Below are 25,239 nucleotides of genomic sequence, written 5' to 3' on the forward strand. Positions count from 1 at the left end.
GTGATTTTTTAAAATCTTCGTCATATTTTGTATAATTGTTTGTACCCATAGTATCTCTCCTTTTTTGTGTCTTTTTTATTATATCATATATTGCATCTTTGTGTCTACTTTTTTAGCGTTGATCCAAATGCTTTCGGCTAATCAGGTATTTGCCGAAACATCTGAGTCATTCCATGAATTTTTGCGTTGATTTGAATGAAAACCATGATGGGAAGGAAGAAAAATGAAAGACGATAATTATGATGACCTGATCCATTTGCCACATCCTGTTTCTAAAACACATCCACCTATGCCGACAATAGATCGTGCGGCACAGTTTTCGCCGTTTGCTGCCCTCTCTGGATATGAGGAAGCAATCCAGGAAACAGCGCGGTTGACAGAGGAAAGAATGGAATTGGGCGAATATGAGCTTTCGGTGTTAGATGAAAACCTTCGACGGCTGCAAGACGGTATATTCGATCATCCAAAAGTGCAAATTACTTATTTTTTACCGGATGACAAAAAAGAAGGTGGGAAATATCTGACGGTAAGCGGCCGTGTGCGAAGAGTGGACGAATATGAAAAAATGGTCTATTTCTTAGACGAAAGGAAAATCCCGCTTCAAGATATCTGTGAAATCTATTTTTTAGAAGAGGAGATATAAGCGGCATGCAGTAAACAACTGCAGCCGTTTTTATATATACCAAAAAGGATCCTCGACAGATATATATATTTATTAAAAAAAATCGGAACAAGATATACTTGTTCCGATATGGCTGCCTGATCAGGATTCGAACCCGAACAAAATGAGTCAGAGTCATTTGTGCTACCCTTACACAATCAGGCAATATATAATGGTGCGAGCAGTGGGACTTGAACCCACACGCCATAAGCACACGCCCCTCAAACGTGCCTGTCTGCCGGTTCCAGCATGCTCGCATCGTTAGGCTCGTGAGGGTTTTGCTAACATTCTCCCGAAAGAGCCGACTAATACAGTATAATAGAATATATTGGTTTTGTCAAGCTTTTTTTCTAATTTTTTTATTTTATATCAGATTTTATCTTACGAAAAGAAGAACGAAATTCTGTAGGAGATTTTCCGGCATAAGATTTAAATCGCTTGTAAAAATGATTCATGTCAGAAAACCCTAAGAGTTCTGCCAGTTCGCTAACGGGAATATTGGTGTTTTCCAATAAAGATTCTGCTTTTTCTAATTTTACTTGCATAATGTATCGCATAGGGGGAACACCAATGTTTTTTTTGAAAAAACGAATCAGGTAATTCGGATGTAGATGGGCAAAATCAGCTAATTCTTTTAATGTGAGAGGTTGGGTATAATTGCTTTCAATATATTGCTTGAGTTGTTCTAATAAGGTACTTTCACTGGTTGTCCATTTTCCGTCATATCCGGATTGTTCCATGTAAAATGCGGTTAACTGTAAAATTTCTGCTTTCAGTTGAACTTGGGAGGAAAAATGCGGATTTTCACATAATTTCAAAATTTCACAGAAGTGATTTTCTATAGATTCTGTTTTGGACACATGAACCATAAGAGGAAGGGAGAGTTTGGATAAAAATTCCTTTCCGCCAATGGCTAAATGAAAATGGAACCAATACTTGGTGACAAATCGTGTGTCCGTATGAAAATAAGAATGCTCCGTTCCGGCAGGGATCAAAAGTAAACAGCCGGGCTGAGCATCAAATATTTCATTTTGTGTTTGTATACAGCAATGACCATCAATAATAAAATAAAATTTGCTGTAGGTACATTTTTCGTGATAACCTTGCCATGATGCGCCGCAGTGCGTTAAATCACCATAATAGAAATCAAGAAAAAAATCGGAAGGTGCCAGTTCACTCATAGCATATCCTCCTTTTGTTAGGTTAGTTTTTTCCTTATGAAGGATAATTTTTTCCCTTGAAAAAATAATATACTACGATTATGATATTTGTCAAGAAAAATTCTTAAAATCAATGGTTAAAGAGGAGGACGAAAAAATGACAGATCAGGAAATAAGATGGGAACGTACTGCATGGATGCGTGAGGCGAGATTTGGAATGTTTATTCATTGGGGGCTTTATGCCATTCCGGCGCGGGGAGAGTGGGTGAGATCCACAGAAAAAATTACGGTAGAAGAGTATCAAAAATATTTTGATGAATTTGACCCTGTATATTATGATCCTAAAAAGTGGGCAAAGCTGGCAAAACAAGCAGGTATGAAGTATGCTGTTTTAACGACAAAGCATCATGATGGTTTTTGTCTTTTTGATTCTGCTTATACCGATTACAAAGCCACGAATACCAAAGCAGGACGTGATTTGGTCAAAGAATATGTTGAGGCATTCCGTGCGGAGGGAATCAAAATAGGTTTTTATTATTCCTTGCTTGATTGGCATCACCCTGATTACCCCCACTATGGCGATCGCCAGCATCCAATGCGGGACAATCCTGAATATGGAAACGAGAATCGTAATTTTGATAACTATGTTACATATTTACATAATCAGGTAAGGGAACTGTTGACCCATTATGGTAAGATTGATATTCTTTGGTTTGATTTTTCCTATAATGCGCTTTATGGAGAAGCATGGCGCGGAACTGAATTGGTAGAGATGATTCGTAGTCTACAACCCGATATCATTTTAAATGACCGTTTATCGGGTGACGCAGCAATCAATGATGCGCTGCAGGAAGATATCTTGCCTATGTATGCAGGTGATTTTCAATCGCCGGAGCAGATCGTCCCGCCTGCTGGAGTGACAAATGGTAAAGGAGATCCTGTGACATGGGAAGCATGTATGACCTTGAATGACCATTGGGGATATGCAGTTTTCGATCATAATTATAAATCTGCCAAAACGGTAATCCGTATGTTGGTGGACTGTGTTTCAAAAGGCGGAAACTTATTGTTAAATGTGGGGCCGAATGCAAAAGGAGAAATCCCGCCTGCCTCTAAGAAAATTCTGGAAGAAATTGGTGTATGGATGCACGAAAATGGGGAGAGCATTTATGGATGCGGTAATGCTGGATTACCAAAACCGGCCTGGGGATATTATACCCGCAAAGACGATGTTTTATATGCGCATGTATATGATATTTTTACGTCTTCTTTGGTTGTCGAAGGAATGGCAAATGCGGTGGAATATGCAAGAATGCAGGCGGACGGTGCGGAATTATCCATGTCTAGACCGTGGAATTCTGCTAAGTATCCGAATGAACTGTTTATAGACCTGCATGATGTTCAGCTTCCAGATCCGATTGATACGGTAATCCGACTTAAATTAAAATAATTTATAAAATAATCAGGATAGCTTATAGAGGGTGCCTTAATGAATTTCATTAATTTAGGCATCCTTTTTACTGCGCATGAAAAGTCTACTTTAAAGGTTGTTCTTTTTGGTTAGCATAATACTCCTGGATCACTTTTTGGTAAGCAGGATAACCTCCGGTTTTGTTTAATAATTCAAGCAGGGCGTTGGTGGAAATACGGGGAGGAAGATGCAGCTGTGCGGCAAGCTGTGCTCGACGGGCAGCGCTGTCATTATGGCCGGAGAAACCGTCTGCAAAGAGGTCGGCTTTGGTGACGAGACGCACTTGTTCTGTAGCAACTGTATTCATTTCCGTTGCAGCGGCTAGTATTTTTTCTAAAGCAGAATAGTCCATGCCTTCTACTCCCAGTAGCCCTTCTTTGCCGGGCTTTTCCTTGCGGCGTTCTTTCCCTGGAATTGCTGGAATATACGCATTTTTTATAGAACATTGATTGCCCAAGCGTCGTTTTAAATAATTGCGGATGCGAAAACCGGCTCGATCTGAGTCAGTTAAAATAATAATTCCACGGGTTTGCGCCAAATGACGAATGCTTTCTATGAGATCGGGAGATTTATAAAGGCGGAAGCCTCCTGTACAGATGACGGGCGCATCTGTAACTTTTTTCAGGCGTTCCCGATCATATTTGCCTTCTACTATAATAGCTTCTTTGATATGAATCATGAGATTGCCTCCCGCTTCGATAAAATCCTTTTTTGTTTAGAAGAGATAAAAGAGGCGGAAAACCGCCTCTCAGACTGTCGAAAAAGTCGTTATACCGCAATCGAGATGATAAAAGCAAAATGCGCTTCCTTTTCATAAACTTTATGTTGTCGTATAAAATGACGCCGGATTCATCGAGAAACCGGCGTCATTGCTTGCTTTTCCCGCAATCGCTCTCTACCGTACCTTTGTACGCCGACGAAAGCGATTACGGAAAATCTAACTTCCTTTTTCGGCATCTGCCAGCGTGTCGATACTTTATCGACACGCTGAGAGGCGGAAAACCGCCTCTTCCCTTTAATAATTTTTGCACTGTATCTCAAAGTATGCTTGGGGATGTTTGCAAGTTGGGCAAACCAGAGGTGCCGTTTTTCCTACAGCCACATGCCCGCAGTTGCGGCAGACCCAGACCGTTTCCTCGCCACGTGCAAAGACTAGGTTATTCTCAATATTGCCCAGTAGTTTTAAATAGCGTTCTTCATGATGTTGTTCGATAGCAGCCACCATTTCAAATAGTGCTGCGATTTCATCAAAGCCTTCTTCCCGTGCCTCTTTGGCAAAAGTGGGATACATATCAGTATGTTCATAGTTTTCGCCTTCTGCGGCGTGTTTCAGATTTTCAACGGTATTACCGATGCCATCATTTAAAAGCTTAAACCAAATTTTAGCGTGTTCTTTTTCGTTGTGTGAAGTTTCTTCAAAAATGGCTGCAATTTGTTGATAGCCGTCTTTTTTTGCTTTCGATGCAAAATAGGCGTACTTATTTGTGGCCTGTGACTCGCCGGCAAAAGCGGCCAATAAGTTTGCTTCGGTTTTGCTTCCTTTTAATTCCATAATGATACCCCCTTTATAAAAAGTAATTTTATTATACCGTCAGGTTGTGGTCTTGTCAATCTTTTCTTTTCATATATTGAAAAGAGAAGCGAGGTGTAGGACAATGAAAAATCAGGTTTTGAAAAATGCGATGATTTTAGGTGCTTCCGGAATCATGGCAAAATCTTTCGATTTTGCGTTTCGGGCGTTTTATTCACGAAGTTTGGGGACGGAAGGAATGGGCCTTTTATCTCTGGGATTTGGTTTTCATGGGGTTATGTTGACGGTTTCGACTGCAGGCTTAGGGGTTGCAGTTTCTAAAGTGGTGTCGGAATATTTGGAGAAAAAAGATTATGGCGCAGTGCGGCAGTGTATGAAAATAGCTGTTTATGGCGTCACTTGTCTAAGTCTTTTGGTTATCTTACTTACTTTGGTGAGCGCAGAGTGGATTGCTGGATCTATCCTTGGTGACAGTAGAGTAGCGCCTAGTTTATGCTGTTTGGTACCAAGTATTTTGTTTATGGGAATTTCCTATTGCTTAAAAGGATATTTTTATGCTGCAAGAAAAACAATTATCCCGGCATCTTCGGAATTTGTAGAACAGGCGGTAAAATGCTGTATTATAACTTTATTACTTAAATGGATGTTGCCAAGGGGAATTGGATACGGATGCACCGCGGTGTTTTGCGGAATCAGTATAGGGGAATTTTCTTCTTGTCTATATCTTTCGCTTTTTTTTAAAAAAGAAGCAAAAAAATTAAGAGCGTGTACAATCCGAAAAGGAATACTTCGTTCATTGGTCAAAATTTCCTTCCCTGCTATGCTTACTTCTTTGACGGGATCTTCTTTGAGAATGCAGGAAGAAGTCTGGATTGTGTCGGCATTTAAACGTTTTGGCATGAGCCATGCAGAAGCAATTAGCAGCCTTGGAATGATTCACGGAATGGTTATGCCGATGTTGGTTTTTCCTTTGACGCTGGCAGGTTCAGTGACAACGTTGCTTGTTCCAGAAATTGCCCGGGCCAATGCTTCGGCAAATCCGAAACGCTTGGGCAGGCTGGTAAAGAAAGTATACGGGTTTGGTCTTGTGGCAGGATGTGGTGTTTTACTGGTATTTCAGTTATTTTCGGATCAGCTTTCACAGGGAATTTTCCATGCACCCTCAATTGCACCAGCTGTGCAGAGATTGTCGGTGCTGTGCCCGCTGATGTTTCTTGATTCCCTTTCCTGCGCTGTCCTTAATGGCCTGGGACGGCAATTTTCATTGCTGGCGTATAATTTGTCAGATTCTTTTTTACGGCTTCTGGGAATTTTTGTGCTGGTACCACGTTATGGTATGCCAGCTCTGCTGGGAGTCATTGCGGCAAGTAACCTTTTTACCTGTACACTGACCATGCGGAAAGCAATTAGAAATTCCGGACTGATAAAAAGCTTGGAAGAGTTTCCTGGTTTTAAAAATTTTTTAAGAAAAAGGCATGTATAATATTTGTTTTCCAGCTTTGTTTTTTTATATGAATTTGTGCAGATTGACAATTTTTTAGGAAGTATGCGGAAATCTGTGAAATTTTCTTGCATTTTAAAAATTTTTATACTACAATAAATAAGTATATTTATAGTGGCTTAGTTTGGAGTTTCAATCAATTTAGGAGGAATGAAAATGCAAAAGCTGGAGCAGTTGTATGAAGGAAAAGCAAAAAAAGTGTTTAAAACAGATGATCCTGAAGTTTTGATGGTGGATTATAAGGACGATGCTACCGCATTTAACGGTGAAAAAAAAGGTACCATTGAATCCAAGGGGATTATTAATAATAAGGTGACCAATCATCTCATGAAAATGCTGGAAAAGGAAGGAATACCTACCCATTTGATTGAGGAAGTGTCTGACCGGGAAACATTGGTGAAAAAAGTAACAATTGTTCCGCTTGAGGTCATTGTGCGTAATGTAGCTGCAGGATCTTTTTCCAAGCGTTATGGAGTGGAAGAAGGAAAAGAGTTGCTGTGTCCGTCTCTGGAATTTAGTCTGAAGGATGATGCATTGGGTGATCCACTGATTAACAGCTATCATGTGCTGGCTTTGGGGTTGGCAACGCAGGAAGAAATTGATTTGATTGCGAAATATGCATTTAAAGTCAACGAAATTTTAAAGGCCTACCTTTTGAAGCTTGGAATCAAACTGATTGATTTTAAACTTGAATTTGGAAAAACATCCGATGGAACGATTGTCTTGGCGGATGAAATATCTCCGGATACTTGTAGATTCTGGGATGTAGAAACAAATGAAAAACTAGATAAAGACCGTTTCCGCAGAGATTTAGGACATGTAGAAGATGCCTATCAGGAAATTATGAAACGACTTATGGGTATGTAGGAGCTTTTGCAGAATAATTAGATTTTCAAAAATTTAGCGGAGGTGTTTCTGTGAAACAACAAGATATTTTCGGTGTAGATTCTCTGCATGAGGAATGCGGCATCTTTGGAGTGTATGATAACGGTGATAATCTGGATGTGTCGCGGCTGACGTATTACGGGCTGTATGCACTTCAGCATAGGGGACAAGAGAGCTGCGGCATTGCCGTGAATAATCGGGATGAAAATGGTAAAATACAGATTGTTCAATATAAAGATATGGGCCTTTTGCAGGAGGTTTTTAACGAGTTAGTTTTAAAAGAACTGCAAGGGTTTGCCGCTGTTGGACATGTCCGCTATGCAACGGCAGGTGCCAGCCGTCGGGAAAATGCCCAGCCTTTGGTTTCTCGTTATCAAAAAGGATCCTTTGCTTTGGCGCATAATGGAAACCTTGTCAATGTGGCTCAGATTCGCAAAGAATTGGAAGAGCAGGGCGCGATATTTCAGACGACAAACGACAGTGAGATTATTGCTCATTTGATGGCTAAGGAACGAATCCGTACAAATTCCACAGCCGAGGCAGTTATGAAGATTATGACCGAGATTACTGGCGCATATTCCATGATCATAATGACACCACAGCGTATGGTAGTTGCGAGAGATCCCCAGGGGTTCCGGCCGCTTTGTATTGGGAAAATAAAGAATTCATGGGTATTTGCTTCTGAGACCTGTGCGCTGGATTCGGTTAATGCGCAGTATGTCCGTGATATGGAACCGGGTGAAGTTTTGGTAGTGGATAAAGAAGGATTACACTCATATCGCGATATGTGTGGACAGAAGACATCACTTTGTGTATTTGAATACATTTATTTTGCCCGGCCAGACAGTGTGATTGATGGTGAAAGTGTACATCGTGCCCGTTTGAATGCTGGAAAGTTTTTGGCAAAGGAGAGTCCGGTGGAAGCAGATATTGTAATTGGTGTCCCGGATTCAGGATTAGATGCGGCTTTGGGATATTCTTATGAATCCGGAATTCCGTATGGTGTAGGTTTTATTAAAAATCGATATATTGGTCGTACTTTTATTCAGCCTACCCAGGCTGAGCGTGAGGCTGCGCTCCGCATTAAATTGAATGCAATGAGAGAATCAATCGCCGGTAAACGCGTGATTATGGTGGATGATTCGATTGTGCGCGGGACGACGTGCCGGAGGATTGTCACTCTGCTTCGTGAGGCAGGGGCAAAAGAAGTCCATGTTAGAATTTCTTCTCCGCCGTTTTTAAATCCGTGTTATTTCGGGACCGATATTGATAATAGGGACAAGCTGATTGCGTGCCAGCTGTCTGTAGATGAAATTTGCGAACGTATCGGTGCTGATTCTCTGGCATATCTTTCGATTCATGCAATGCAAAATCTGGCACCTAATTGCCGGCTGGGTTGTTGCGATGCTTGTTTTACGGGAAATTACCCCGTTTATGTTCCGGAAGAGGATAACAGGTGAAAAATGCACAGGGGACGGCGAGTATTGCCGTCCCTTATTGATTGAAGAAAGAAGAGGAGGAAAATTATGGAGAACGAAACTGTGGTGGTGATTGATTTTGGTGGACAGTATAATCAACTGATTGCCCGCCGAGTCAGAGAAGCCAATGTGTACTGTGTGGTATTGCCATACTCTAAAACCGCAGAGGAAATTAGGGCGTATTCACCAAAGGGAATTATTTTTACTGGTGGTCCCAATAGTGTTTATGATGAAAATGCGCCTAAAGTAGATCCAGGTGTATTTGAATTAGGGGTACCGGTTTTGGGGATATGTTATGGGGCTCAAATGATGAGTATGATGCTGGGCGGATGTGTTCGCCGTGCGGCAACGAGAGAGTATGGTGTCATTGATGTTCGCCTTGGAAAAAGCCCCATATTTAACGACATAGAGGGAAAACAGGAATGTTTGATGAGTCACACGGACCGTATTGAAGAAGTGCCGGAAGGTTTTGAAGTTGTGGCATATACGGATGATTGTCCCATCGCGGCTTTTCAGGATACCGGACGGAAGTTTTACGGCGTTCAGTTTCATCCGGAAGTAAATCATACTCCGTTTGGAAGCACCATGATCCGAAATTTTCTTTACCGAGTGTGTGGATGCCATGGTGATTGGAATATGGCGGATTATGCACGAAAGTATATTTCGTACGCCTCAGAAAAAATCGGCGATAAAAAAGTACTTTGCGCGCTTTCCGGCGGAGTAGATAGCAGTGTCGCGGCCGTATTGCTTCACAAGGCGATAGGAAAACAACTGATTTGTATTTTTGTAGATCATGGTTTGCTGCGAAAAAATGAGGGCGACGAAGTTGAAAAAATTTTTCGGGAGCAATTTGATATTAATTTGATTCGTGTAAATTGCGCAGAACGATTTTTGAATCGTTTATCTGGCGTTGCAGATCCGGAACAAAAACGAAAAATTATTGGTGAAGAGTTTATTCGTGTTTTTGAGGAGGAAGCAAAGAAAATAGGGAAAATTGATTATCTTGTGCAGGGGACCATTTATCCGGATGTGATTGAAAGTGGAGCCGGGGATGCTTCTGTAATTAAAAGCCATCATAATGTTGGAGGACTTCCGGATTATGTAGATTTTAAGGAAATTATTGAACCCCTGCGTAATCTGTTTAAGGATGAAGTAAGAAAATTGGGAGAAGAATTGGAGATTCCAAAACATCTTGTGTGGCGTCAACCGTTTCCAGGACCTGGTCTTGCGGTCCGTTGCATTGGTGAAATTACAGAACCTAGATTGAATATTCTCAAAGATGCTGATGCCATTTTTCGGGAAGAAATTGAAAAAGCTGGCTTGCAAAAAGAGATTAACCAATATTTTGCAGTGATTACGGATATGCGTTCAGTAGGTGTTATGGGAGATGAGCGTACTTACGATTATACGATTGCACTGCGTGCGGTGACTACAACGGATTTTATGACAGGTGAATGGGCGCGCATTCCCTATGAAGTACTAGATACGGTGAGCCGCCGTATTGTTAACGAAGTGAAACATGTCAATCGCATTGTTTATGATATTACAGGAAAACCGCCAGCCACTATTGAATGGGAATAAAATGAAAAACCCCCGAAATCCGCATAAGCAGTGGATTTTCGGGGTTTTGGCATTGTGGTACAATTCCTAAATAGTTTTGGAGTATTACTTTGAAATATGATGAATGTTTATTAGTTTTTTATATATTATAATATACTTATTTGTAAATATTAAATGCTTATCTATTTTTTTCAACTGTGAATAAAATAATTATTTTATGGCAGGAAAGCTGGCACCGAGTCAAATCTTTTTAATTTTGTGAACGTCTCCCCAAAAGTGTTACGATATTATTACATTTTTGATACAAATTAAAAATCTTTGTTTACAGTTCGTGAAAGAATGGTATAATAAACTTATTCTTTTGGGCGTTTTTTAAAAAAGAATTTTATATGTAGCGCAGGGAGGTATTCGGATGGCAAAATCTAATGACAGCACAGACCGGATTACTGAACGGCGCACGATTCGGCGTAAACGACAGAAGCGTGCTTGGATGATACGAGGAGCTGTGGCTGCGGTTCTTCTTTACCTTGTAATTTCTATTGTTTTCAGTTTGTACAGTGGAGTGACAACTACAATCGCGCTCAAAGGAACTGTAGAAGAAGAAGTCTTGGCAGATGGTTATGTTTTTCGGGAGCAGACTTTGATTAATGCTCCGGCAAGCGGATATCTGGAATGTCGTGTCAGTGAGGGCGACAGGGTAAATGAGGGACAGCTGATTGGATATGTTTATACCGGGCAGTATGATGCGGAACGTTCTCAGAAAATACAAGAACTGAGTGATAAAATTGCAAGATTTGAAAATAGCGTGGCATCTGAGAATACATATGCTGATAACAGCGTGATGGTGGAACAGAAAATTGCGGCAGCGGCGAGAGATCTTTCTGATTTGCGAAGCTCGCATGATATGAATCTAGCAGCAGAAGGAAAAGAAGAATTGAATCTGTTGATAGAAAAAAAGCATGCTATGGAATCCGGGGGTGATGTGGATTTTGCATCTGAACTGGAAGATTTGAAACAGCAATTACAGGAATTGGAAAATAGTACGGGCGGTGCAAAAATGGAACTTCGTGCACAGACTCCAGGTGTATTTTCTTCTCGGATTGATGGAATGGAGGATAAACTCAGTATGGAGGCGGCAGAGACAGTAACGCCTTCTTATTTAGAGAGCCTTGATCAAATAGCATTACAAAGAAAAGAAACAGTAACACAGGGAGAACCTGTTTGTAAAATTGTTAATAACTACGGTTGGTATTTTGGCGCCAACATTGATGCAGATCAGGCACAGAATTTAAAGGTTGGTCAAGGGGTTCGGCTGCGGTTTTTTGATCTTTCTGATACTTCTGTTTATGGAACGGTACGGGCACTGTCCCAGGAAGAACGAGGAAAGGTCGCTGTAAGTATTTATACAAATCGTTATGTAAACGGGATTTACGCATCCAGCCGTGCTTCTGCTGAAATTGTTACCACCAGTGCGGAAGGAATCAAACTTCCGGCGCAGGCTCTGCACGTACAGAACGATCAAACGGGTGTTTTTGTTTTGCGTCTGGATGTTGCGCGGTTTGTGCCCGTGGATGTGAAGTATAAAAATGGTGAATGGGCCATAGTGAGTCCTGTGACTAATACTGGGTCAGAATATAAGCTTCAGATTTATGATGAAGTTATTGTGGAAGCAAAAAATTTGGAAGATGGTAAGGTCGTGAGATGATGGACATTGCAGCCAATTTGAATATGGTGCGGGAACAAATGCGCTGTGCGGCTGAAACAGCTGGAAGAAAGCCTGAAAGTATCCGTTTGATTGCTGTCAGCAAAACAAAGCCGGTTTCTATGATTCGTGAAGCGGTAGCTTGCGGCGTTCGGGATTTTGGAGAAAATCGGCCGCAGGAACTTGCCCAAAAGTTTGTTGAGGTACCCAATGTGCGGTGGCACTTGATTGGCCAATTACAGCGAAATAAGGTGAAACTGATCATTGATAAAGCTTTCTTAATTCATTCGGTAGATAGTTTGGCTTTGGCAGAAGAAATTGAAAAACGTGCTGCGGCTATTGACAAAATACAGGATGTTTTGATACAGGTTAACATCTCTGGAGAAAGCACAAAATCGGGGGTTTCACCAGAAGAAGCACCAGATTTATGTAGAAAGATCAGTTTGTTGCCACATATAAGAATTTTGGGATTGATGACCATTTCTGTAAAAGATTTCTCGGAAGATGAAAACCGGGCATTGTTTGCCAAATTACAGGAACTTGCAAAAAAAATTGAACAAATGGAGATCCCTGGTGTATTTATGCAGGAGATTTCCATGGGGATGACCCATGATTATACGGCGGCAATTTTAGCAGGAGCCACCATGGTTCGGATCGGATCCGGAATTTTTGGCGAAAGAAATACAAAGATATAATTTTACTTGAAAAAACCAGAGATTACTCTCTTTATGATACCTGCTAAAGAAATGTGCGGGCAGGGATGAAAATAAATTTGCCGGGGCACAGCGGCGGAATGGAGCAGAGAATGAATAATTTCATGAACAAGATGTTAAACTTTGTTGGCTTTGACACGGAAGATGGATATGACAGTGATTATTATGCAGATGACCAAGCAGATCCAGTGACGGATTATGATGATGAACCTGTTGTGGAGCGGTTGGCTTCCAGAAGAAGCAGCCGAGTGGTGAAATTGCATGATAACGCTCCCCAGCAAATGAAGGTAGTAGTGATTCAGCCTGCCAGCTTTGAAGAAGCGAGGGATATTACGAATCATTTGAAAAGCAAAAAACCGATTGTAGTTAATTTGGAGTCTGTAGATAAAGCAGTTGCTCGCAGAATAGTGGATTTTCTTAGCGGTGCCGTTTATGCATTGGATGGAGATATTCAAAAAGTTTCTAATGGTATTTTTCTAATTGCACCCAACAATGTGGGTATTATGGGAGATGACCTGACTGGCAGTAAAGGTAATTTCCCCTGGGGGAATTGATGAGCGCGGTCAGTGCAGAAGACAAACTGTGGATTTCCCGTGCAGAAGATGCTTTGCAGCTCTCCAGAAAACGATATGACATAAAGACATTGGGTTTTTTAAATCCGTATCAGAGAGTTTTAATTGAAAAATCTGTCTTCCCTGATTCAGATATGCAAATGTTTTTTGATGGAGGATATGAATCGGCTGAGCGCACGTTGATGGTATGCTGTCCGGAATATTATTTGGCAGCGCCGGAAGACTATATTGCAGCTTTGCAGATTACCGGCAGAGAGCTTGCGGACTTATCCCATCGTGATTATTTGGGAAGTTTAATGGGGCTGGGAATTGCCCGTGAAAATATCGGAGATATTTTGGTTTCCGAAAGCGGTGCTTCTGTTTTTATGAAGCCAGAGATTGCGGTATATGTGTTACAGAATTTGTCTAAAATAGGCCGGCGAGGTGTTACGGTATGTCAATGCGCTTTGACGGAGATAGAAATACCAGAGCGGCCAGTAAAGAATATTGTAGGAACGGTTGCTAGTTTGCGGCTAGATAGCGTGCTGTCGACTGCTTTGGGAATTTCCCGCAGCAAAGCGTCAGAGTTGATTCGAGGCGGTATGGTTACAGTAAATTTTGAGCCGACGGAGGAAACATCAAATATGCTTGAAGAAGGCGCAGTGCTGTCGGTACGTGGGTTTGGACGAATGCGGCTTTCAGAAATTGGCGGTATGACGCGGAAAGGGAGGTATAGTATCACCATCTCCCGTTATGTGTAGATAGGAGGAATGGAGCATGCTTACACCCCAGGATATTAGAGACAGAAATTTTAAGCGCCGTATGCGTGGTTATGATGTGGACGAAGTAGAAGAATTCTTGCAGGATATTTGTGATGATTATGAAAAGCTGTATAAGGAAAATCTGACTGCGAGAGAACGGATAGGTATGCTCTCTGATGCTGTCAAACAGTATAAGTCCATGGAAGATACTCTGCAGAATGCCTTGAGTGTTGCTCAACGTAGCGGAGAGGATGTTAAGAAAAATGCTTACGGTAAGGCTGAAAATATAATTAAAGATGCGGAAAATCAGGCTGCTGAAATTATCAATCATGCTGCTGGAGATGTGGCGCGGGTGACTTATCAGTATGAACAAATGAAACGTAGTGTTGAGGTCTTTCGCGCAAAAGTGGTTTCTCTTTTAAATGCGCAGTTAGATATTATTAAGGATTATTCTGAGATACAGATTGATGAAGAAACCATACAGGAGGCGAAAGCGGTTTATGAAAAAAACCTGCGTTCTGCAGAGGATAAGCAGTCTGAACAGGATACCGATGAAATCCCGCTGGTAGAGAAAAACGAGGCGGGAGAATATGTGGCCCGTGAAAAATAAATAAAAGTTCGTCCACGGGACACTTTGTGTCCCTTTTTTTCGGATCAAAACAGCGGGCTTCGGAGGATGGATTATGGGATATATTGTGTTAAGTATTGCGGTTCTGATCATAGATATTATGACAAAACTCGTAGCAGAGCTGCATTTAAAAAGTGTTGATACGATTCCGTTGTGGAAAAATGTATTTCATTTAACCTACGTGGAAAATCAAGGCATTGCATTTGGCATGTTTTCTGATGCACGCTGGTTTTTTGTTATTGTGTCTGTTTTAGTGCTGGTGGTTCTTGCGATATTGTATAATAAAATTACATTTCGTACCCGTTGGATGAAAATTGGGACCGCTTTGGTCTATGGCGGTGCCATTGGAAATTTGGTGGAACGTCTTGCAAAGGGATATGTAGTCGATTTTTTTGATTTTCGCCTGATTCATTTTCCGGTTTTCAATGTTGCAGATATTGCTATCTGTGTCGGTGCAGTGATGCTGGTGATTCATTTCTTGATTAGTGACAGGGAAGAGGCAAAAGCAAAAGCGTTGGAAGAAGCTGAAAAGACAGCCGAACGGGAAGAACAGGAGGATGACTCCAGTGTGTAAGCATATTGCTTTCACAGTGAAGGCGGAAGATGATGGAATGCGAATTGACCGGTTTCTTGCAGGTCATATGCCGGAAATGACGCGATCACGGATCCAAAAATTGATTGAAGAAGGCTGTGTCTTATCAGATAATTCAGCCGTGAAAGCCAGCTATAAAGTGAAAGTAGACGGAAAAATTTCGGTTTCGGTACCGGAACTTAAAGAACCGCCCATTATGGCAGAGGACATTCCTCTTTCTATCGTCTATGAAGATGATGATATGCTGGTGGTCAACAAACCACAAGGGATGGTGGTGCATCCTGCGGCGGGAAATTATTCCGGGACGCTTGTGAATGCGTTGATGGCACATTGTGGTACTTCTCTTTCTGGTATCAACGGGGAAAAACGCCCTGGTATTTTACATCGCATTGATAAAGATACCAGCGGCCTTTTGTTGGTCGCTAAAAATGATGTAGCGCACCAAAGCCTTGCGGCGCAGATTAAAGCACACAGTTTGACACGTGCTTATCAGGCACTGGTACATGGCGGGTTTTCGGCAGATACGGGAACAGTAAACATGCCTATTGGTAGAAGCCCAGTAAACCGCAAAAAAATGGCGGTGACAATGCAGCATTCTCGTGAGGCGGTGACACATTACAGGGTGTTAGAACGTTTGGAAGCCTATACGTTGATTGAATGCGTCCTTGAAACTGGGCGTACCCACCAAATACGAGTGCATATGTCTAAAATCGGACATCCCATTGTGGGAGATCCTTTGTATGGTGTTAAAAAAGAGGCATTTTCCTTAAATGGACAGTTGCTTCATGCCTATAAAGTTGGATTTATCCATCCGCGAACTGCCGAATACATGGAATTCACTAGTCCGTTGCCGGATTATTTTCAAAAAATTTTGAAAAACTTGAGAAATTTGTAGACAAAGAAAATTTGCTGTTGTATAATAAAAGCACGAGTGTAAAAACTTGTGCTTTTTTGGTGTGCAAAAAAGGAGGGATAGATATGGCAGAACCAACAGTGAAATGTATTTTGACCGCAGAGGAAATTGAAAAGAAATTAAATCGAATTGCTACAGAGATTGCGGAACGAAATATGGGTGTAAAACAGCTTGCGCTGGTTGGAATTGTCCGACGCGGTGTTCCGCTGGCAGAGAGACTGGCAAAACGGGTACAAAAGTTGACTGATGCTGAATTGTTCACGGGCAGTTTAGATATCACACTGTATGGTGCGAACGATGACCTGATTGCCCGGTTTCCGGTTCTGAACGGGACTGATATCCCCTTCTCTATTGCGGGGATTCCGGTGATTTTGGTGGATGATATTTTATATACCGGGAAAACCATACATAGAGCCATAAATGCCTTGTTGGATATTGATGAACCGTCTGAAATTCAGCTTGCAGCTTTTTTAGACAGAGGCCGTCGGTGTTTTCCAATCAGTGCGGACTATGTTGGGGCACGTGTGCCAAGTTCCAGATTGGAGCGCGTGACCCTGCATCTTGAAGAGGTGGACGGGCTGGATGAAGTCGTAATTGAAAAGAGAGGTTATTAAAAGCATGAAAGATTTACTTGGGCTTAAAGATGTTTCCGGACAAGAGATACGGCGAATACTAGATGAGGCTTTTCGATTGAAAAAAGAGGTGCTTGAGGGCTCAAAAAAAGACAGCTGCCTCAGCGGAAAGAGCGTAATTACCCTCTTTTATGAGAATAGCACAAGAACCCGGCTTTCTTTTGAATTGGCTTCCAAATATCTCGGGGCGACAGCGGCCAACATTGCAGCTTCAGGAAGCAGTGTTGCAAAGGGAGAAACTTTAATTGATACTGCTAAAACCATTGATCGTATGGCGGCTGATATTGTGATTATCCGTCACAGTGCATCCGGTGCACCGCATTTGATTTCCCGGTATACAAAGGCCGCTGTTGTAAATGCAGGTGATGGGATGCATGAACATCCTACGCAGGCTCTGCTTGATTTGATGACGATGCAGGAAAAAAAAGGACGGATAGAGGGCCTGCGTGTTGCCATTGTTGGTGATGTCAAACACAGTCGTGTCGCAAGAAGTAATATTTATGGGCTTCATAAGATGGGTGCGGAGGTTGTGTTGGCCGGACCTTCTACGCTGATGCCAGCTGATTTGGAAGCGATGGGTGTGAAAACTTATTGTGATGTGGATCGGGCGGTCTATGGAGCGGATGTTGTCATGGGACTGAGAATCCAGCTGGAACGTCAGAAAAAGGGGTTATTCCCGACTGTACGGGAATATCATAAGTTTTTTGGAATTGATGAGCGCAGATTGAAATTGGCAGCGCCAGATGCTATTGTAATGCATCCGGGACCGGTCAACCGCGGGGTGGAACTTTCGGCGGATGTGATTGACGGTCCGCAGTCTGTGATTTGCGATCAGGTGACTAACGGCGTTTGCATCCGAATGGCTGTTTTGAAAATGCTGGCGGAACGATAAGAAAACAGAGCCTTTAGGAGGAGAATATATGAGTTTGTTGATAAAAAACGGTTTGGTGATTGACCCTCAGAATCATACCGAAGCCGTGATGGATTTGCTGATTGATGGCGGTGTGATAAAGAAAGCTGAGCCGGAAATTGTTGCTCCGGATGCAGAAGTATATGATGCTTCCGGAAAGGTCGTGGCACCGGGATTGGTGGATTTACATGTTCATTTCCGGGAACCTGGCTTGGAATATAAAGAGGATATTACATCGGGAAGTCACGCTGCGGCAAAAGGCGGTGTGACTACGGTGGTTTGTATGCCCAATACCAAGCCGGTAGTGGATAATGCGGCTTTGGTAAAGTATGTCATAAATCGGGGAAAAGAAGTTGGCTTGATTAATGTATTGACAGCAGGCTGTATTTCAAAAGGTCAGAAAGGTGCAGAGCTTTCTGAAATTGGAGAACTTGCTGCGGCGGGCGCAGTAGCGGTATCGGATGATGGAAGACCGGTCGTTTCCTCGTCATTAATGCGTAAGGCCCTGGAATATGCGAAAATGTTTGATATTCCTGTTTTTTCTCACAGTGAGGATTTAGAACTGGTGGACAACGGGAGTATGAATGAAGGATATATGTCTACCGTGTTGGGGCTTCGGGGTATTCCGAAAGCGGCAGAAAGCGTTGCGGTAAGCCGAGATGTTTTAATCGCCAAACAGGTAGGCGGCCGACTGCATGTCTGCCATGTCAGCACCCGTGATTCGATTGAAGCAATCAGGGCTGCAAAAAAATGTGGGGTGCATGTCACGGCGGAAACTGCACCGCATTATTTTACTCTGACAGATCGGGCATGTGACGGGTTTAATACCAATGCAAAAATGAATCCGCCGCTTCGTGATGAAGATGATATTGCCGCGGTGATCGAAGGACTTCAGGATGGTACCATTGATGCAATCGCTACAGATCATGCCCCGCATCACAGAGATGAAAAAGAATTGGAATTTGAACAAGCCAGCAACGGTATTGTAGGGTTAGAAACGTCCCTTGGCTTGGGTGTTACCTATTTGGTGAAGACCGGAAAGCTGACCTTGTGTCAGCTGATTGAAAAAATGAGTACCGTACCGGCACAGATAATTGGTTTTGACCGTGGTACATTGGGAATTGGTAAAATTGCGGATATTGTCGTTTTTGATCCGGATGCTACGTATACGGTAGATGTTTCCAAATTTGAATCTAAGGGGAAAAATTCGCCTTATGACGGTTTTCAGCTTTACGGAAGAGTAGACATGACGATAACAGGCGGAAAAATCGTGTACCGAAATACAGAATACTAAACGAACTGAGCGAAAGAGGAGGTAGCATCATTGATTGATATATTAATTGATAAAATTAAAGAAAAGAATAACCCTACGGTAGCTGGATTGGATCCTAAGCTTGATTATGTGCCGGAGGAGATGAAAAAGGCTGCGTTTGAGGAATACGGAGAAACCTTTTTAGGTGCCGCTCATGCTATTTTGAATTTTAATAAAACCTTGATTGACGCTTTGTGTGATATTGTTCCAGCCGTCAAACCTCAATGTGCGTATTATGAAATGTACGGTCTAGAGGGATTATGGTGTTTAAAAGAGACGATGGAATATGCAAAGAAAAATGGAATGTATGTGATTTTAGATGCAAAGCGTGGGGACATTGGTGCTACATCTCAGGCTTATGCAAAAGCCTATCTTGGAAAAACGGCTTTAGGTTCCGGAGAGGCAGCTGCTTTTTCTGCTGATTGTCTTACGGTAAATCCCTACCTTGGTACCGATGGAGTTAAGCCGTTTGCAGAGGAATGTGCCGCTAATAGAAAGGGAATTTTTGTTTTGGTTAAGACTTCCAATCAATCCTCCGGCGAACTGCAGGATTTGAAGTCTGGCGGTAAATTTATTTATGAACATGTGGCAGAGCTTGTAAAGGAATGGGGCGCAGATTTAATTGGTACGCATGGTTACAGTAGTGTAGGTGCGGTAGTTGGAGCAACATATCCAGAACAGGCCGAAGCGTTAAGAAAAATTATGCCTCACACTTATTTTCTTGTACCAGGATATGGCGCTCAGGGCGGCAAGGCTGCAGATGTTGCAAAGAGCTTTAACAAGGATGGCCTTGGTGCGATTGTGAATGCGTCTCGGTCAATTATGTGTGCTTATCAAAAACACGGTGGGACGCTGGGAGATGCAGCTCGGCAGGAAGCCATCCGGATGCGTGATGATATTTTGAGTGCACTGTAAACGGCAAGAAAGGAGAAGGAGGAGTATCAATGTTATGTGAGTTGGTCGGAAAGCGGAAACTGGCAGAAAAAATCTATGATTTTACGGTTCAATGTCCGGAGATGGCGAAAAACGCCAGGACGGGACAGTTTTTGCATATTCTGTGCGGCGGTGAAGCCTATTTGCGCAGACCTATCAGCATCTGTGATGTTGTTGATAAGCGTTATATCCGCTTTGTTTTTGAGGTAAAAGGAGTAGGTACGGATGCACTTGCAAAGTATGAATTGGGCAGCCGTCTGGATATTTTGGGCCCTTTGGGAAACGGATTCGAACTGCATCCGGAGGACAAAAATGCAGTTTTGTTGATTGGAGGCGGGATAGGTGTTTTTCCGCTTTTATTCTTGGCAAAGCAGATGAAGGGCAGAGCAACCGTTTTGCTGGGCTTTCGGAACAAGCAGTCAGTCATTATGGCTGATGAATTTGCGACGGTAAGCCGGAATGTTTTTTTGGCTACAGATGATGGAAGTTTTGGATATCATGGCTTTGTTACCGATGTTTTAAAAAATATTCTTTCTTCTAATCCGGTAAGTCGGATTTATACCTGCGGGCCGGCGCCAATGATGAAATTAGTCTGTCAGATTGCTGGGGAAAACGCGCTTCCAGTGCAGGCCTCCCTGGAAGAACGGATGGGCTGTGGAATTGGTGCGTGCGTTACCTGCACGTGTACGGTAGGCGGACAGCGCAAAAGGGTTTGTAAAGACGGCCCGGTATTTGATGGGGCGGAGGTGGAATGGAATGGCTGAGATGCGAGTGAATATTGCCGGTGTGGAATGGAAAAATCCGGTTACTACTGGTTCCGGGACCTTTGGATTTGGCCGGGAATACAGCGATTTTTTTGATTTGTCTGAATTGGGCGCTATATGTCTTAAAGCGTTGTCAGTAAAGCCAAGGCAAGGAAATCCTTCACCGCGAATTGCGGAAACCCCAAAGGGTATTTTAAATAGCGTAGGATTGCAGAATCCGGGCGCGGAAGCCTTTTTAAGTACGGAACTGCCATGGCTGAGGCAATTTGATACCAAATTGATAGCCAATTTGGCAGGTTCTACGATTGAGGATTATGTGCAGGTGGCAGAAATGCTGGGAGACAGCGTGGATATGTTTGAATTAAATATTTCCTGTCCCAATGTGAAAGAGGGGGGGATGGCGTTTGGAACCGATGCAAAAATGATAGAAAATGTGACCTCGCAGGTGAAACAGGTTTCAAAAGTGCCGTTGATCGTAAAGCTCTCTCCAAATGTGACGGATATTGCCGAAATGGCTCGGGCGGCAGAAGCCGGCGGTGCGGATGCGGTTTCCTTGATTAATACCTTGTTTGGGATGCGTATTGATGTAAAAACACGCCGGCCAGTGCTGCGAAACAATATGGGCGGTTTGTCCGGCCCAGCAGTAAAGCCGGTGGCGGTTAGAATGGTGTATCAGGTACGGCAGGCGGTGAAAATTCCAATTATTGGCATGGGTGGTATTACAACCGGTGAAGATGCTGTGGAATTTATGCTGGCTGGTGCAAATGCAGTTGCAGTTGGAACTGCTGGAATCGTGGATCCTTACGCCTGGATTCGGGTGCGTAACGGGATTGAACAGTATTTGAATGAAAATAATATTGCGGATGTCAATGAAATTGTCGGTGCAGTACAGATGAATGATTAGAAAGGATGATTGACTATGATGACAAAAGATGAAATTATTGCAATGCTGAAAGAGGCTGGGGTTTTGCTGGAGGGGCATTTTCTGCTTACCTCTGGGCGGCACAGTGATAAGTATATGCAGTGCGCAAAAATTTTTCAGGATGCGAAATACAGCGTTCCTCTTTGTGCTGAGTTGGTGGAACAGTATAAAAATGATGCCATCGACGTCGTAATCGGTCCGGCAATCGGAGCGATTTCCATGTCATATGAAGTAGGTAAGCAGCTTGGCGTCAGAAATATTTTTGCTGAGAGAGAAAATGGAGTGATGACACTTCGCCGCGGTTTTACCATTGAACCAGGACAGCGTGTTTTGATTGTAGAAGATGTTGTGACTACCGGTGGCAGTGTGAAAGAGGTCATGGAGCTTGTTGAAAAGTGCGGTGGTAAGATTGTAGGAATCGGGTCTATTGTGGATCGTACTGGCGGAAAAATCGATTTCGGAGTACCGTATCGGAGCGCTTTTTCTATGGATATTACTTCTTATGAAGCAGACAAATGCCCCATTTGCAAAACGGGAATGCCGCTTGTGAAGCCGGGGAGTCGTGCGGTGAAGTAATATGGCAGCAGAAGAACATGCGGGGCATAGAAAAAGACTGGATGAAAAGGCTGCTAGGCTTGGATTTGAATTTTTAGAAGAGCATGAGCAATTAGAGAAACTCTTGTTTGTAGCAGTCCCGCAGGGAAACACCAATCCTATGGCCCATAAGCTTTTGGAGCAATGCGGTTCTTTATATGGTGTTTTGACGGCAGACGTGGAAGAATTAATGAAGGTGTCTGGCGTAGGAAGAAGAACAGCACAGTTCCTGCATGATCTGTTTCCTCTGTTGGGGTGTGTTGAAAGGTGTATGATACTGGAGGGAAAGAAAAGGTATCCTTGCCTTCAGACAGTGGAAGAAATGGGGGATTATGTTAAAACACTATTTTACGGCAAGTTGGTGGAAACTTTTTTTATGATTAGTTTAAATCAACATTTTCAGGCATTTCGTGTGGATAAGATTACAGAAGGTAATGCCGAAGAAACGCCGATTTATGTAAAGGAAACGGTGAAACTTGCGCTCCGAACTTCTGCAAAATACGTCATTTTAGCACATAATCATCCTGGCGGAAGTTTGATTCCTTCCCGCGACGATATTGTGACAACAGGTGCACTGTATCGTGGTATGGAAACAGTCGGTATCACGTTGCTCGATCATATTATTGTAGCACACGGAGAATTTATTAGCTTGAAACAAATGGATGCGTTTTAAAAACCTCTGGAACTGAATCAATCGGTTCCAGAGGTTTTTTGACTTATTCTTTTATTTCCCGGCCGCCATCACCAATTTCAGTGATATAGAAAGAGGCTTCGTATCCTATCGTGTTCCGATATTTTTCTCCAATTTGGCTAATAAATTGGTCTACAGCGCTGTCTTTAACCAAGCTTACTGTACAGCCGCCAAAACCTGCGCCGGTCATTCTGGAACCTAAAACACCATCGATTTTCAGTGCTTCTGCTGCAAGAAGATCCAGTTCTGGGCAGGAAACTTCATACAAGTCACGCAGAGAACGGTGAGAGGCGCTCATCAACTGTCCAAAAGCATCCAGATCTCCTTTTTTTAAAACTTCAATAGAGCGTTTTACCCGGTCGTCTTCTTCAATGACGTGCTGTACTCGGCGGAGTACTGTTTCGTCCGTAATCACATCTTTGGCAGCTTCAAAATCTTTTAAAGAAACATCACCCAGGCAGGTAATATTTGGAAGCTTTTCTTTCAGTTGTTCCAGTCCTCTTTCGCATTCGCTCCTACGTTCGTTATATTTGGATGCTCCGAGGGAATGCTTTTTATTGGTGTTAGAAAGTACAAGTTTGTATCCGTCTAGCTGGATGGGAATCAGTTCATATTCCAATGATTTGCAGTCTAAGAAAATTGCGTGATCTTTTTGTCCCATAGCAGATGCAAACTGATCCATAATTCCGCATTTGACTCCCACATAGTTATGCTCTGCCATTTGACTGAGCTTAGCCATTTCAATATGATCAATCTTTGTTGCACCGCCCAAAGAAGCCATTGCAATGGCGCTGGAGACTTCAATGGCAGCAGAGGAAGAAAGGCCAGCTCCGTGGGGGGTAGTATCATGATAGAGTAAATCTGCACCGGTAAGCGTATAGCCGGCGTTTTGCAATTCGGCAAAAACACCGAATTGATAGTTGCCCCATTTCAGATCTTTAAATTGGTCAATGGTGCCGATACTACCTTCTACGATTTCAGGAAGGTCTGTTGCTTTCATACGGATTATGTCATCGTTGCGTTTCCGGGCAATTACTGTGGTACAGAAAGTAAGTGCGGCCGGAAAAACATAGCCGCCGTTATAGTCAGTATGTTCCCCAATAAGGTTAACTCTTCCCGGTGAGGCGAATACACGGAGTTCTTCTTCCGCACCGCCGAATGTGCGAATAAATTCTTTCTTTAATTCAGAAATTGTCATAGGATATCACCTTTCTGCTCACAAATTAACAATACGGGACGATAATTCCTAGCCGTAGAAGGAAAATCCTTATTGTGAGCGTATAAGGGTCCTTTTTTATGACAGTTTAGTCAGTATGTGCCATCTTTTTTAGAAAACGCTGGTGTGCTTCCCGAAGCTCTTGTGCTTTTTCTTCCGGAGCAGTGGGATTGCAGGCAGCCCATGCGCCTGTTTCACTAGAGGCGTTAAATTTCTGCTTGTCCGCAGCGCGCAGAGGCGGGAAAAATTCAATATGAAAATGAAAGTATTCCGAGCAGTCTTCGCTGTTAACTGGATCTTGATGCATACACATCATATAAGGGAAGGGGAAGCCAAATAAGCTGTCCAGTGTACCAGCTGTTTCCTTCAGAATTTTGGCCAGATTATCTTTTTGACGGTCATTAAACTGACTCAAGTTCTGAATGTGTTCTTTTGCGCCGATGTAAACGCCGTAAGGATAGTCAGTGAAAAATGGAAGGAAAGTAACAAAATCTTCGTTTTCAAAAATGATACGTTCTTTGTATTCCTTTTCATTTTTCAGAATATCACAGAAAAGGCAGCGGCCTTTTTCGGCCAGGTATTCCTTACTGGAAGCCAGTTCTACCTCAAGTTTTTTGGGAATATAGCTGTAGCCGTAAATCTGGCCATGTGGATGAGGCATAGTCACACCTACCACATCACCGCGGTTTTCAAAAATAAAGATGTATTTTATCTTTTTGTCTTTACGCAGTTCTTCAAACCGGGATGTCCAGAGATCTACAAGTTCGCGGATGTGGGCAACACTTAACTCCGGCAATGTAATGGTGTGATTGGGAGAATATAAAATAACCTCGCATTTTCCATATGCTTCCCGTGTTTGGTAAAGATCGGTGGCAACGTCATCGGGAACTGGCGGAGTTTGAGAAAGTGCCGGGAAATCGTTGTCATATTTATAAACAGTAAAATTTTCCGGGACTTTTCCGGAACCGGGACAAAACGGACACCAGTCCTTGGGCATCTGCGGCCGGTTCTGACGGTGGGATGCGATCATCACCCAGTCTTTTGTCAGTGGATTGTAACGTAATTCAGCCATAAGATAACCTCCTTGATTTTATTTCTTTACTCTTTAACTTTAGTGTATCATAAACTTTTCTTCCGTCAATATTAAATAATTGACGT

At 42.7% G+C, this 25,239-nt stretch carries 26 protein-coding genes and 2 tRNA genes; 21 read left to right on the top strand and 7 right to left on the bottom strand.

Features of this window, described 5'->3' with window-relative positions; all coding sequences use genetic code 11:
- Positions 1 to 223 precede the first annotated feature (223 nt).
- Positions 224 to 643: a YolD-like family protein gene (locus tag INF28_RS10940; RefSeq protein ID WP_226393500.1), complete on the top strand. Its 420-nt coding sequence runs from the start codon at positions 224 to 226 to the stop codon at positions 641 to 643.
- Between the two features lie 109 nt (positions 644 to 752).
- Here the strand turns inward: INF28_RS10940 and INF28_RS10945 are convergent.
- The 3 genes from INF28_RS10945 to INF28_RS10955 form a co-directional block, all read right to left on the bottom strand.
- Positions 753 to 826 (bottom strand) — tRNA-Gln (locus tag INF28_RS10945).
- 8 nt (positions 827 to 834) lie between these two features.
- A tRNA-Leu gene (locus INF28_RS10950) sits at positions 835 to 918 on the bottom strand.
- Between the two features lie 102 nt (positions 919 to 1,020).
- On the bottom strand, positions 1,021 to 1,842 hold the full coding sequence (locus INF28_RS10955; RefSeq protein ID WP_226393501.1) for an AraC family transcriptional regulator: 822 nt from the start codon (positions 1,840 to 1,842) through the stop codon (positions 1,021 to 1,023).
- A 136-nt stretch (positions 1,843 to 1,978) separates the two neighbouring features.
- Here INF28_RS10955 and INF28_RS10960 point away from each other — a divergent pair, with 136 nt between their 5' ends.
- Positions 1,979 to 3,271, top strand: a complete 1,293-nt coding sequence (locus INF28_RS10960; protein ID WP_226393502.1) for an alpha-L-fucosidase — start codon at positions 1,979 to 1,981, stop codon at positions 3,269 to 3,271.
- Between the two features lie 85 nt (positions 3,272 to 3,356).
- Here INF28_RS10960 and INF28_RS10965 read toward each other — a convergent pair whose 3' ends face one another.
- The gene (locus tag INF28_RS10965; protein ID WP_226393503.1) at positions 3,357 to 3,971 is read right to left on the bottom strand and encodes a toprim domain-containing protein; all 615 of its coding nucleotides are present in this window, start codon (positions 3,969 to 3,971) and stop codon (positions 3,357 to 3,359) included.
- A 336-nt stretch (positions 3,972 to 4,307) separates the two neighbouring features.
- Positions 4,308 to 4,844 (bottom strand): rubrerythrin, encoded by a 537-nt coding sequence (rbr, locus tag INF28_RS10970; protein WP_264175761.1) that lies wholly within the window; start codon positions 4,842 to 4,844, stop codon positions 4,308 to 4,310.
- 103 nt (positions 4,845 to 4,947) lie between these two features.
- Here rbr and INF28_RS10975 point away from each other — a divergent pair, with 103 nt between their 5' ends.
- The 19 genes from INF28_RS10975 (at position 4,948) to INF28_RS11065 (ending at position 22,847) form a co-directional block, all read left to right on the top strand.
- Positions 4,948 to 6,306, top strand: coding sequence for an oligosaccharide flippase family protein (locus tag INF28_RS10975; RefSeq protein ID WP_226393504.1), 1,359 nt, complete (start codon positions 4,948 to 4,950; stop codon positions 6,304 to 6,306).
- A 174-nt stretch (positions 6,307 to 6,480) separates the two neighbouring features.
- Positions 6,481 to 7,191: a phosphoribosylaminoimidazolesuccinocarboxamide synthase gene (purC, locus tag INF28_RS10980; RefSeq protein WP_226393505.1), complete on the top strand. Its 711-nt coding sequence runs from the start codon at positions 6,481 to 6,483 to the stop codon at positions 7,189 to 7,191.
- Positions 7,192 to 7,241: 50 nt separating this feature from the next.
- The gene (gene purF / locus INF28_RS10985) at positions 7,242 to 8,669 is read left to right on the top strand and encodes an amidophosphoribosyltransferase (protein WP_226393506.1); all 1,428 of its coding nucleotides are present in this window, start codon (positions 7,242 to 7,244) and stop codon (positions 8,667 to 8,669) included.
- 66 nt (positions 8,670 to 8,735) lie between these two features.
- Positions 8,736 to 10,268, top strand: coding sequence for a glutamine-hydrolyzing GMP synthase (gene guaA / locus INF28_RS10990; RefSeq protein ID WP_226393507.1), 1,533 nt, complete (start codon positions 8,736 to 8,738; stop codon positions 10,266 to 10,268).
- Positions 10,269 to 10,659: 391 nt separating this feature from the next.
- A complete protein-coding gene (locus INF28_RS10995) occupies positions 10,660 to 11,952 on the top strand; it encodes an HlyD family efflux transporter periplasmic adaptor subunit (protein ID WP_226393508.1) in 1,293 nt (430 codons plus the stop codon).
- Entirely contained in the window at positions 11,949 to 12,644 is a 696-nt protein-coding gene (locus INF28_RS11000) for a YggS family pyridoxal phosphate-dependent enzyme (protein ID WP_226393509.1), read from the top strand. Before INF28_RS10995 ends, INF28_RS11000 begins: the two co-directional genes overlap by 4 nt.
- Positions 12,645 to 12,709: 65 nt before the next feature.
- Positions 12,710 to 13,216 carry a cell division protein SepF gene (locus INF28_RS11005; protein WP_226393510.1) on the top strand — a complete coding sequence of 169 codons (507 nt, stop codon included), beginning with the start codon at positions 12,710 to 12,712 and terminating at the stop codon, positions 13,214 to 13,216.
- Positions 13,216 to 13,974 (top strand): YlmH family RNA-binding protein, encoded by a 759-nt coding sequence (locus INF28_RS11010; RefSeq protein ID WP_226393511.1) that lies wholly within the window; start codon positions 13,216 to 13,218, stop codon positions 13,972 to 13,974. Before INF28_RS11005 ends, INF28_RS11010 begins: the two co-directional genes overlap by 1 nt.
- 16 nt (positions 13,975 to 13,990) lie before the next feature.
- Positions 13,991 to 14,584 carry a DivIVA domain-containing protein gene (locus INF28_RS11015; protein ID WP_226393512.1) on the top strand — a complete coding sequence of 198 codons (594 nt, stop codon included), beginning with the start codon at positions 13,991 to 13,993 and terminating at the stop codon, positions 14,582 to 14,584.
- A 73-nt stretch (positions 14,585 to 14,657) separates the two neighbouring features.
- A complete protein-coding gene (gene lspA / locus INF28_RS11020; RefSeq protein ID WP_226393513.1) occupies positions 14,658 to 15,176 on the top strand; it encodes a signal peptidase II in 519 nt (172 codons plus the stop codon).
- The gene (locus tag INF28_RS11025; RefSeq protein ID WP_404815169.1) at positions 15,160 to 16,089 is read left to right on the top strand and encodes an RluA family pseudouridine synthase; all 930 of its coding nucleotides are present in this window, start codon (positions 15,160 to 15,162) and stop codon (positions 16,087 to 16,089) included. Before lspA ends, INF28_RS11025 begins: the two co-directional genes overlap by 17 nt.
- A gap of 83 nt (positions 16,090 to 16,172) precedes the next feature.
- Positions 16,173 to 16,721, top strand: a complete 549-nt coding sequence (gene pyrR, locus INF28_RS11030; protein ID WP_226393514.1) for a bifunctional pyr operon transcriptional regulator/uracil phosphoribosyltransferase PyrR — start codon at positions 16,173 to 16,175, stop codon at positions 16,719 to 16,721.
- A 4-nt stretch (positions 16,722 to 16,725) separates the two neighbouring features.
- Positions 16,726 to 17,631, top strand: coding sequence for an aspartate carbamoyltransferase catalytic subunit (locus INF28_RS11035; protein ID WP_226393515.1), 906 nt, complete (start codon positions 16,726 to 16,728; stop codon positions 17,629 to 17,631).
- 28 nt (positions 17,632 to 17,659) lie between these two features.
- Entirely contained in the window at positions 17,660 to 18,943 is a 1,284-nt protein-coding gene (locus tag INF28_RS11040; RefSeq protein WP_226393516.1) for a dihydroorotase, read from the top strand.
- Positions 18,944 to 18,973: 30 nt separating this feature from the next.
- On the top strand, positions 18,974 to 19,876 hold the full coding sequence (gene pyrF / locus INF28_RS11045; protein WP_226393517.1) for an orotidine-5'-phosphate decarboxylase: 903 nt from the start codon (positions 18,974 to 18,976) through the stop codon (positions 19,874 to 19,876).
- Between the two features lie 29 nt (positions 19,877 to 19,905).
- Positions 19,906 to 20,658, top strand: a complete 753-nt coding sequence (locus INF28_RS11050; protein WP_226393518.1) for a dihydroorotate dehydrogenase electron transfer subunit — start codon at positions 19,906 to 19,908, stop codon at positions 20,656 to 20,658.
- Positions 20,651 to 21,562 (top strand): dihydroorotate dehydrogenase, encoded by a 912-nt coding sequence (locus INF28_RS11055; protein ID WP_226393519.1) that lies wholly within the window; start codon positions 20,651 to 20,653, stop codon positions 21,560 to 21,562. Before INF28_RS11050 ends, INF28_RS11055 begins: the two co-directional genes overlap by 8 nt.
- Positions 21,563 to 21,577: 15 nt before the next feature.
- Positions 21,578 to 22,156, top strand: coding sequence for an orotate phosphoribosyltransferase (gene pyrE / locus INF28_RS11060; protein ID WP_226393520.1), 579 nt, complete (start codon positions 21,578 to 21,580; stop codon positions 22,154 to 22,156).
- 1 nt (position 22,157) lies between these two features.
- A complete protein-coding gene (locus INF28_RS11065) occupies positions 22,158 to 22,847 on the top strand; it encodes a JAB domain-containing protein (protein ID WP_226393521.1) in 690 nt (229 codons plus the stop codon).
- Between the two features lie 43 nt (positions 22,848 to 22,890).
- Here the strand turns inward: INF28_RS11065 and INF28_RS11070 are convergent, their stop codons facing one another.
- The gene (locus tag INF28_RS11070) at positions 22,891 to 24,063 is read right to left on the bottom strand and encodes a galactokinase (RefSeq protein ID WP_226393522.1); all 1,173 of its coding nucleotides are present in this window, start codon (positions 24,061 to 24,063) and stop codon (positions 22,891 to 22,893) included.
- 106 nt (positions 24,064 to 24,169) lie between these two features.
- Positions 24,170 to 25,153 carry a galactose-1-phosphate uridylyltransferase gene (gene galT, locus INF28_RS11075; RefSeq protein WP_226393523.1) on the bottom strand — a complete coding sequence of 328 codons (984 nt, stop codon included), beginning with the start codon at positions 25,151 to 25,153 and terminating at the stop codon, positions 24,170 to 24,172.
- Between the last annotated feature and the right edge of the window lie 86 nt (positions 25,154 to 25,239).

Origin of the sequence: Ructibacterium gallinarum, from assembly GCF_014982785.1 — a bacterium.
Classification (GTDB): Bacteria; Bacillota; Clostridia; order Monoglobales; family Monoglobaceae; genus Ructibacterium; species Ructibacterium gallinarum.